The sequence below is a fragment of the Succinimonas amylolytica DSM 2873 genome (assembly GCF_000378405.1).
In the GTDB taxonomy this organism is placed as follows: Bacteria; Pseudomonadota; Gammaproteobacteria; order Enterobacterales; family Succinivibrionaceae; genus Succinimonas; species Succinimonas amylolytica.
This window is the reverse complement of sequence record NZ_KB899636.1, coordinates 699,849-710,227: the sequence shown is the minus strand read 5'-3', so window position 1 is coordinate 710,227 and position 10,379 is coordinate 699,849. Positions and strand designations below refer to the sequence as shown.

The 10,379-nt window shown below is 38.4% G+C and carries 6 protein-coding genes; 2 read left to right on the top strand and 4 right to left on the bottom strand.

Annotated features, from left to right (window positions below):
* Window positions 1–613 precede the first annotated feature (613 nt).
* Complete coding sequence (locus F557_RS0103145; RefSeq protein ID WP_019000805.1) at window positions 614–1,231, top strand: sigma-70 RNA polymerase sigma factor region 4 domain-containing protein; 618 nt, start codon at window positions 614–616, stop codon at window positions 1,229–1,231.
* Window positions 1,232–1,359: 128 nt separating this feature from the next.
* Here F557_RS0103145 and F557_RS0103140 read toward each other — a convergent pair whose 3' ends face one another.
* The 4 genes from F557_RS0103140 to rlmD all read right to left on the bottom strand — a co-directional run bounded on the left by F557_RS0103140 (window position 1,360) and on the right by rlmD (window position 8,920).
* A complete protein-coding gene (locus F557_RS0103140; RefSeq protein ID WP_019000804.1) occupies window positions 1,360–4,200 on the bottom strand; it encodes a type I restriction endonuclease subunit R in 2,841 nt (946 codons plus the stop codon).
* Between the two features lie 13 nt (window positions 4,201–4,213).
* Window positions 4,214–5,356, bottom strand: a complete 1,143-nt coding sequence (locus F557_RS0103135; RefSeq protein WP_019000803.1) for a restriction endonuclease subunit S — start codon at window positions 5,354–5,356, stop codon at window positions 4,214–4,216.
* The gene (locus F557_RS0103130; protein ID WP_019000802.1) at window positions 5,356–6,903 is read right to left on the bottom strand and encodes a class I SAM-dependent DNA methyltransferase; all 1,548 of its coding nucleotides are present in this window, start codon (window positions 6,901–6,903) and stop codon (window positions 5,356–5,358) included. Before F557_RS0103130 ends, F557_RS0103135 begins: the two co-directional genes overlap by 1 nt.
* Window positions 6,904–7,558: 655 nt before the next feature.
* The gene (gene rlmD / locus F557_RS0103125) at window positions 7,559–8,920 is read right to left on the bottom strand and encodes a 23S rRNA (uracil(1939)-C(5))-methyltransferase RlmD (RefSeq protein WP_019000801.1); all 1,362 of its coding nucleotides are present in this window, start codon (window positions 8,918–8,920) and stop codon (window positions 7,559–7,561) included.
* Window positions 8,921–9,088: 168 nt separating this feature from the next.
* Between rlmD and F557_RS0103120 the strand changes: the two genes are divergently transcribed.
* Complete coding sequence (locus F557_RS0103120) at window positions 9,089–10,291, top strand: histidine kinase dimerization/phospho-acceptor domain-containing protein (RefSeq protein ID WP_019000800.1); 1,203 nt, start codon at window positions 9,089–9,091, stop codon at window positions 10,289–10,291.
* Window positions 10,292–10,379 lie beyond the last annotated feature (88 nt).

The window sequence follows — 10,379 nt, the reverse complement described above, 5'->3', positions numbered from 1 at the left end:
ACAAAGCCAGTGAGCAATATTGTATCTCCGAAGTTCAGATATTGGGACAAACCGATTGAGCAAAAGAGGGACATATTATCTGGTCATCGACACAACCAATGAAACACATCAATGGATTCAAGAAGCACTTCATGTAAAATACGGTGACTCAATTGAAGCTGCTGTTGAATACCTTGAACCATACATAGGAGATTTTTTAGAATTTTCTAAGAATTAATAGGCACGGCATGCCTATTTACCTTCATAGTAAACACACCTTTCTCAATATTCCTCCTTCTTTCTGAAAAGCTAGAGTTTGCACTAAAGCCCTATCAACTCTAGCTTTTTTCGTATTTCTATTCTCTTCTTAAATAGGCACGACGTGCCAATCATGAAAAATTCAAATCCTCTAACATGTCGATAGTAGTTCAGATGAACTACCTAAGCCGCCAATCTGTTGAGGCTCGTCAAGTTGCAAATTGACGAGTGCATGGCCAAAACAGGTAGGCATTTTAGAACACTCCAGTGTCATGCACCGCTGGTTACCTTCCGAATGTGGGGTAGCCGGAAATGAACACAAGACAGTACTGCCATGAATGGTTTCACCGCTTCGGAATAACCGAACAGGTGAATTATGGCAAACACAGCTAATCAGAGACAATTTAAAGGAAGAATTAACGCTAATGGAATTTTAGTTTACGATGCGCCTATTGAAGTATTTAAAGATGAGAAAGACCGTGAAGAACATGGTTTTCCAAGAAACAAATGTCAGCATATCCCATTTGGAACCTCACCAAAGGCTCTCGTTGGATTTGCTGAAACTCCCGACCTGGAAGTTGCTAAGTACCTTTGGAACTGCTTAGACAACCAACACAGACGGGAATACCGGAATTCCCGATGCATGATTCAGGGAAAATCGGGGAAATTAATCAGATGCCCTGATGAAAAAAAATGTTCAAAATGTCCTTATTGCAATTATCGGCAGCCAAGAGTAATCGAATATGGTGAACCGGAGGAACTGAACGGTTACGTTGCCACTGACGAGGATGGTTTTGAAAGGGAAATGGACCTGGACACTATTCTGAAGGCTATTAACAAAAAAGATCCTCAAATCGGTAAGGTCTTCGACCTCTGCTCCCGTTATGGATATTCAGCAGCAGAGATAGCAGAAATTGAAGGCATTCCTGAACGACGAGTACGTTACCTATTGGACCTGGCCAAAGAAATCGGGATAAAGGTCATGAGCAGATAGTCTGTAAGATGAGTTTATTCCCTCCTTCAAGCGGTGCAAGAGAAATCTACACCGCTTTTCCATGAATTATGTCTAAATATAAGCGGCACATAACCAGTAGTAAGTTAAGCTCCGCAGTATGATGAACCTTACAATCTATCTTCTATATCAGTTAAAACCATATTTATTTCTGAACTATTAAACAATTCGTCAAAATACAATTCTTCCTGTAACAAGTCCTTTCTGTCAAATGTCCCATTCTGAGAAATGTACTTAAGGAGTTCCTCAATATAACTCAACTGTCGAAGCGAGTATCCCTTTAAAGATTCAAACTCAACGAAAGCTTTGATAGCATCTTCCTTAATCCCGCATTTTCTTCTTACAAATACAGGAATGTTTTCATCACATCCAAACAAGTCTGTATACTCATCATCAGTCTTTGCTAGCTTTTTAATCTCACATTTGAAGGCTTCAACTGCTTCAGTCGTAACTTTGTTAAAAAGAGCAACCTGATTAATGAGAAGATCTGACGGGTGTTCCTCTATATAAAATTCAACCTTTTCCTTAAAGGTCTTAAAATCATCGATTGAAACTGAAAAATCAACATCGTAGTCAACAGCATCGTTTAATTTATCTATTCTATCGTTAAAATCTGAAACGATTGGCTCAATAATTTCTTTCTCGATATACCTCATTAACTCTCGTATATTAATTCTGATATCTTCCATCTTAACCACACTTGTATGTGTCAGAAAATCCTCAGTTGTAATATATTCAAGCGTCTCCTTATGAGCACTTACCTCATAGATATGCAGTTTATTATCAAGCAAGTACACAGCCAAACTATAAATTGACTTAGCCGTCGTCGTAAAATCACTGTTTTTATTAAATTTAGTAGCCGAATACTTATAACATAGTAAATCAAAAAATCTTGCTGATTCTAAATCAATTACACCAATCACATTTGGGGCTATATGCTTTTTTATCTCAACGAACATCTGTTGATTAAGGTTATTCCAATTTTCCGGCTTAGCATACTTTTCCACTTGTTTTATGTTCTTCTGAACCCCAATATAATTAGGATTCATGTTTATAACCTCTTCAACTAAGAATAGCTTCAATTCCTTTTCAAACGTTCTCTCGGCATCATTAAGCTTACTGTGATTATTTTGAAGAGCTTTTAATAACGCCACCTTCTCCATGTAAATCTTTTGATTTAATGATAAAACAGCATCAGCTCTATCTTCTCTACCATCCGGATTTTCCTTAAAAAATGGAAATACATTACACACATCGAAGATGAGAAATCCTTGTTTTGATATATAATGTTGCCGATTTGTATCATTAGTTAAGCGTTCGAAATACGGTTTAGACGGGGAAATAACATTAGCATCCTCACAAAGTCTAGTTCCCCGTCCTATCATCTGCCAGAACTTTGTTTTTGACATAACCCTCTTAAAAAAGACAAGATTAACGACCTCTGGTATATCTACACCTGTATCCATCATATCGACAGATACAACGATACGTATTTCTTGCTTATACTTAAATTCCTTCTGAAGGACTTCGTTGTATTTGATTTTGTTATCAATGACAACGCAGTAATCCACTCCATTTACAGCTGTCGGATTACACAATTCAGGGTACAATTTTCTAAATTCTTTCTGAATCATAATAGCGTGATTATGATCTCTAGCAAAAATAATTGTTTTCCCTAAAATATCGCCTCCATTGACCTTGATACCTTCCTCCATTAAATCTTTTAAAACTTGACGTATCGTATCAATGTTTGTGATGTAAGAATAGAATTGTTTTCCTTCTATCTTTTCAGGTATCGTTCCATCATCATCGGTAAAAAGTTCCTCATACTGTTCCTTCTCCTCCTCAGATAACTCTTCGTACGTAAGACCATTCTTTAAAATATCTGGAGTTCTATCAAGAGCTCTGAAATACGTTAAGAATCCGTCTTTTACAGCTTTAACAAGGTCGTACTCATAGTTTGGTTCTTCATCATCAAGATTGAATACCCTATATGTTGACTTATGGATGTCATTTCTAGGTGTTGCTGTTAAACCTATCATTAGGGCATCAAAATAATCAAATATTTCAGCGTATTTATTGAACAGGCTTCGATGAGCTTCATCAACAATAATAAGATCGAAATGGCCAATACCATAAGGACATGTAGAAGTATCCTTAATCATTGAAAGCATCGACTGATAGGTTGAAAAAATAATTCGAGCCTCCTTGGAACCATTAATCTTTCCATCAATGATTGTGGCCATCGGAAGCGTAGGGAGATATTTTTCAAATGTTTCTTCTTTTGCCTGAACTACAAGGTTCTTTCTATCAGCAAGAAACAGTATACGTTTTGCAAAGTTATTTCTAATAAAAATCTCTGAAATCGCACAAGAAACACGTGTTTTACCAGTTCCCGTAGCAAGAACGATAAGAGAGCGTGAATGCTTTGTACCGAGATGTTTTAAAACTTCTCTGATGGCATCTTTTTGGTAATATCTATTACATATATCTTCGTTTGGTTCAGAATCCGTAATCGGCTTATTTCTACGCTGAATAAGATACTCTAACTCTTCTTTTTTATGGAAACCAAATACTTCTCGAGCTGGATATACTCCATCAATTACGTGGATAGAATACCCATTTGTATAATATATGATAGGTCTTATTCCGTACTGTTTTTCCAAACAGTCCGCGTAAAGGCATGCCTGAACACGTCCTTGCTCAGCATTAATGACGGACTTTTTTGCTTCAATTATTGCTAAAGGTTTACCATCATCACCAAAAAGAGTGTAATCAACAAACCCCTTACCGGTAGGATTTTGTCCTGTCTTTGGCATTCCTGTTACAGGAGTTTCAATGCCTGCCTTACTTTTTTCCATAACATGTTTAGTAGCTAATACTGCCCAACCTGCCTGCTTCAGTTTAGGGTCTATCAGCTGCTCACGGGTATCTTTTTCACTTCGAGCCAATTAAACCACCCCTCTAGCGGATATAAAAATCGTATGTTTTCTTTTCCAATAATTCCTCGTATAGCTTTAATCTTTTTTTAGCAACAAATTTTGATTTGTCGATGTGTTTGATAAATTCTGAAAACTGTTTTTGTAAATCTATAGGTGGCACAGGAATTATTAGTGCACCTAGTATTTGTTGGTTCAAATTCTGAATATTTGCCCCTCTTCCCGCCATTTTCATTCTGATAGAGTCAGTCTTTAGCACTCTTAGTAAATATGGAATAGTAATAGCATCATCATGTTTTCTATATCTTATGCAAAAACCACTGAACGTCGTTGGTGTGGTACCAGGATAAACTGCCACGCTTCTACCAACTAGGGCTTTATTTCCATTGGATCTCACAAATACAATGTCATCATCTTGTAACAAATATTCTGGTTCAGGCATTTTGTTTAAAGATACTATTGGTAATAATGCAGTATTCTCAATAACTGAATATTCTTTAAAATCACCTACACCCAAACAGTTTATATCAATACCACTATCTTCATAATGAAAATTCATGCCATTCTTGCAAGAGCCCATCTCTAATAACGGTTTTGTGTTCCAGCCTTTCTCATTTAAAACCGGATCTCCAAACATCTCGACAAATCGGGCTTTAACAAGCTCATCATATAAATTTATTTGTTTCTTTTCATTCTCTATAGCAGACTCAATCAACTTAAGTGTATTTACAATTTTACGTTGCTCTTCAACATCAACAATATTGAGTTCAAATTCCGAGAGTTCCTTAAACTTAAGGCTGTTTCTTACCGATCCTGAAGTCTTTTCGTTTATTAAACGCACTCCAACAGAAGATTTTAAAAAGTATTTTAAATAGTCTTGATCAAGACTGTCAGAACATTTAAAAACCACATATAAAGGGCTAACGATAACGTTATCCTCGCTGTTCTGCCAGTCTATTGAACCGACATTTATTCGGGAAGGATTGTAAGCAAAATACCCCTTAGGAACAATTTTATATGTTGTCTTATCCTGACCTGAAACATCCTTGGAAAAATAATCAGTACAAAATCCATTACTATTCGTTACACTATAAACTGGATAAGGCGCATCATTTTTATTTTTCTTCGTAAATTCTTCTATGTATTTGCCTATCTTTTGCAAACTCATTATAGGCACTCCTTTATTCTACTTATCAACTCTTCACCCAATTTTAGTGATTCTCTGATATCATTGAGTATTTCCTGAGTCTCCCTATGCTTAATTTTAGGCAAAACCACCTTCTTGTATTTTTTATATGACAAATCGTATTTATTATCTCGTATCTCATCAACAGGAACCATAAACGATTTATCTGTTCTTTCACGGTTCATTTCCACATCAAGTTTATTGTATCTAGCTACAATATCAGGAATATCAGAACCGTCTATAGGACTGCGTTTTGAGTCAAGTGTAAACCCATCATTCTGCATATCATAAAACCAAACATAATCTGTCCCGCCATTATTCGTTTTCTGAAAAATTAAGAAAGAGGTCTTTACACCTGCACCTTTTGACGCTGAACCTTTTTTAGTAGGAGCACTGAAAATACCATTTGGCATTGAAACAACCCCAATCAGCTTTTGATTATCAACTAACTCCTTACGCAACGATAAGAAGGCTTTTCCCTCGTTAGTTAAAACCCCCTCGGGTACTATAGACATCCCCCTTCCCCCGACCTTCATAAGAGATAACATAAGGGCTACAAATAAAAGTTCAGTTTTCTTTGTCTTTGTTATTGTAAGTAGTTTGCCGTTCGTGGCTGACTCTACAAGACTTCCTGAAAATGGAGGATTTTGAAGTACTAAATCAAAAGAATTGAGATAATCTTTAGCATTTTCATGTTCAAGCAATGAATCCATAGTGATATCAGGATTTTTGATGTTATGCAATACACAGTTCATATACCCGATACGAGCCATATTAGTGTCATTATCACACCCGAAAAACATGGAATTATTAAACTTACTCTTATTATCAACGTTCATCAACTCATCCCGCTGATGAGTTTGAATATACTTTGCTGATTCAACAATAAATCCAGCCGTTCCCATAGCCGGATCAATAATTTTCTCCCCCAATTTAGGCTTCATCATATCTACAGCCATGTCAATGATGTGTCTAGGTGTTCTGAACTGTCCGGATACTCCACTTCCACACATATACTCATAAACATCACCCATGAGATCTGTTTTAGTGAAATTCATTTCGTTATCAGAGAGTTTATCAACAACAGAAGTAAGTAAGCGCTCTTTATCATCAAATCCAAATGTATACTTCTTTGCATATACACCAAACTGACCAATTGCCTTATTGTTAGGATCTTTGATGAATGGAATCACGTAGTTCTTTATACGGTTGGCTAATTCTTTGCCGTTCAGGTTTTTAAAATTTTTCCAACGAAGATCTTCATACGGAATTTCAAATACAACACGTTCACGATCGTTATCAGACTCAATATACTTATAAATTCCTCTCTTGAATGTTAACTCACTGTCACGAGGAGCAATTTGGAGTTTTGCGGCCTGTGCCTCCACTGCGTTTTGCTTATCATCAAGCATTTTAATAAACATAAGCGTGGTAAGCTGATTCACTATTTCTGATGTCTGCGCCATATTTTCATTATAGAAGTCCTGCCATATGCTGTTTATTTTATTCTTTAAACTTCCGGTTATCATTCCTATTTTCCTTTGATCACATTTATCTTTAATTAACTTCTATGGTAATGAAATAAACATTATTTCATTAGTGTTCGGATACGGCATAAAAAACTGTATGTAATTTTTCTAACCCCTTACCGTTCACAGCCACGAATATCAGTTGCACATCGGCTCACAAATCGCGTAACAAATTTTAATCAATAGTTGAGTTTTATTATGCAAAACTTTTCTTCCTTGTTCTGCTCTTTAGGAGACATCAACATTTCATCATATCGTATTCCGTCCCAAAATAGTTATAATCTCCCCACAAAACAACAATTACACCCTCATTTAGTTAACAAAAAGCTGTATTGTCGTAGAAAATCCAAAACTGATATCACTCAAAAATACGATACGGAATGAAACATTTAATTCGATGTTAGAACACTCAGAACCTATCCGTTCCGAGTAACATTAGATGAAAGGTTGCTTTCAATACACTATCGATTACGAGCCATTATGACAGCAAAATAGTATCTACAACCTAAAAAATATCAAAATAGTAGCCACAACTATGCTGTATCTCTCAGCCTTGATATGTTTTCACATACAGTCAAAATCGCTCTTTACAGTCATGCTTAAAAAAGCATCAAACTCTGCAACCCCTTTGATTTCAAGGGCTTTCCGAGCCGTTCTATTTTGCCCTTGATAGTAAAACTACGGTCTCAACGTGTTCAGTGTTGGGAAACATATTGAAAGCACTCCACTTTTCAAATATGTAGCCATTATCAAGAAGAGGCTTTAAATCACGGATCATGGTCAGAGGATTACAAGAAACATAAACAACTCTGGGAACATTCTTTCTGATAAGATGTTGCATCACCCTGTCAGCCCCCTGACGCCCCGGATCCAGAAGTACCTTATTCACCTGACTTTTTGCCCAAACAGTCTTGGCAAAATCATCTGACAGATCCTGAAGAATAAATTCCGCATTCGATATTCCCAGTGTTTCTGCATTCAGTCTGGCTTCATATACCATGTTTCTGACTACCTCGACACCGTAGACATGCTTAACCTTTCCAGCCAGAGCAAGAGCAAAATTTCCAGCTCCAGAGAACAGATCCCATATCTCGTCATCGAGAGTCGGTTCCAGATAATCGGTTACAGCAGCTACCATCCGGGCATTCATTTCAGCATTAATCTGAATGAAGTCTCCAGGAGTGAAGAAAACCTTCACTCCTGCATCGTTATACCAAAGCCGCCCTCCTTCAAGAATTTCAGGGTTAAGAGCCTTCAGCTCTTCCCTCTGAAATAGTTCTTCCCGTCCCTTTTCATGGCGGATCTGAAGATATACGGCAACATGTTCCCGGTTACCGAAATCACGAAATATTTCCTCATCTCCGGCAGGAAGGAGATTGATTGTTCTGACAAGAAGTGCCGTACCGTTATCTCCCGACACAAGTTCCAGGTGTCCAATAAGCTTGAAATTAGACAGCCTCGCAAGAGTTTCCCTTAGGGGAGTAATCAGCCTGGACAGGCCCTCTTTGAGTACCGGACACTCATCAATCTCAACAATTCGGCTGTTCTTTTCCTGCCGGAATCCCATGTGAATCTCCCGACGATCTCCCTGAACTGAAAGCCGAAGAGATCTCCGGTAACCATATTTGGCACTTCCTTCAATTTTGTCTGGTTCCGGAATATCAAGCCGGAACACCTTATTCATCAATCTCTTTATGCCATTAACCTTACAGGAAAGTTCCTGAGAAGCAGACATATGCTGAAGACTGCAGCCGCCACATTTTTCATAATACCTGCAAACCGGCTGCTGTCTGTCGGAAGATCTGGTAAGAATACTGATGAGCTCCGCTTCTCCCGTACTGCCCTTTCTGGAAATTTCTCTGACTACAACCTCCTCACCTGGAAGGGCTCCGGAAACGAACCAGGTAACACCATCTTTTTTACCGATGCCCTTACCTTTAATATCAACATCAGAAATCACGACCGAAAAATGCTTGGGAGATACTTTTTTTGCTTCAGGTTTATAAAACTTGACCATAAATAAAGACCTTCTGGTACTGTTTGGGATCCGGAAACTTCGGACAATCCCGATTTTTGTTCCGATAATGGTTAAAGTAACGCTATTACTGATAAAATTGCATAAGGTTTATGATTTTGTCAGATTATACCGTAAAAACTTTGCGTACTGTCCTTATTGAAGGTTTCCATGAACAGACACGGTCTCCGCACAAGAATTCTGTTGTTCTCCATTCTTCCGGTTTTTCTGGTGGGTATCGGGCTTGCCACTTTCTTTACCATCACCAGCTACCTAAATACCTATGATCGTCTCGTAAAAGAGGGAGAACAGATCATCTACCCCCTCAGCACCAACCTGAGCTTTGCCATCCATCAAAATAATCTTCCCATGGTTCAGGGATTAATAAACGAAGCGTTCAGACAGAACACTGCAAAAATTCTGGCAGTATCCGTTTATGATCGGCACAATAAAATGCTGGCCACATCAAACATTTCCCCCGATATGCATTATCTGAACCTCGAATCCGAGGAAAATCCCTATATATCAACCATTAACACCGTGGAATACCGGAATGACGGCTTCATCATGAGAATGCCAATATATGCCTATGATGAAGCCAGTCTTATGACCCTGTATGATAACGAAATATCCAACGATACCTCAGACGACAACAAAGAGGCCGAAATTGCAGATCCTCAGATAGACTACCCCCGCCCGCTGGCCGGCTATGTCAGTATCTATATCCTTTCTGAAAGTGCAGTAATTAAATCGCATACCGACCTCATCATCACCATTTGCCTTATTCTTACCGGCATTCTGGTGGCTCTTTTGTTCGGGATAAACCTCAACAGCGTCATAGTGGATCCGATAAACAAACTAAGCGCCACTATCTATGCCATTAGAGAAGGAAATGTTAACGTAAAAGTCGATGGCACCATGCTAGGAGAACTGGAACGTCTGCGCTCATCCATCAACACTATGACCAGTGCCATGCAGGAATTCAGAAATGAAATGCAGTACAGTGTGGATACCGCTACCAATGATCTCCGAAAAACCCTGGATCGCTTTGAGGAACAGAACGAAGCTCTGAAAAAGGCCAATTCCGACGCCACCATGGCAACCAGAGCCAAATCGGAATTTCTGGCCAATATGTCCCACGAACTCAGAACCCCCCTCAACGGCATTATAGGATTCGCCAAACAGCTGGAAAAACAGGCCGTTACCAACACCCAAACAGAATATCTGACCACCATTGAAAGCTGTGCCCGCAACCTGCTAAGCATTGTGAACAATATTCTCGACTATACAAAACTTGAATCTGGAAAGCTTACTCTCGAAGAAATTCCCATATCACTCAAAAAAATCTCCTACGAGGTTATTCGTATGTATTAGGTCTTAAACCCCCATTTCAAGGCTTCAGGGATTCTTGACAAAAGTGCTGGTGAATCCGTACTATACCGCACACAAAAATCGTGGCATG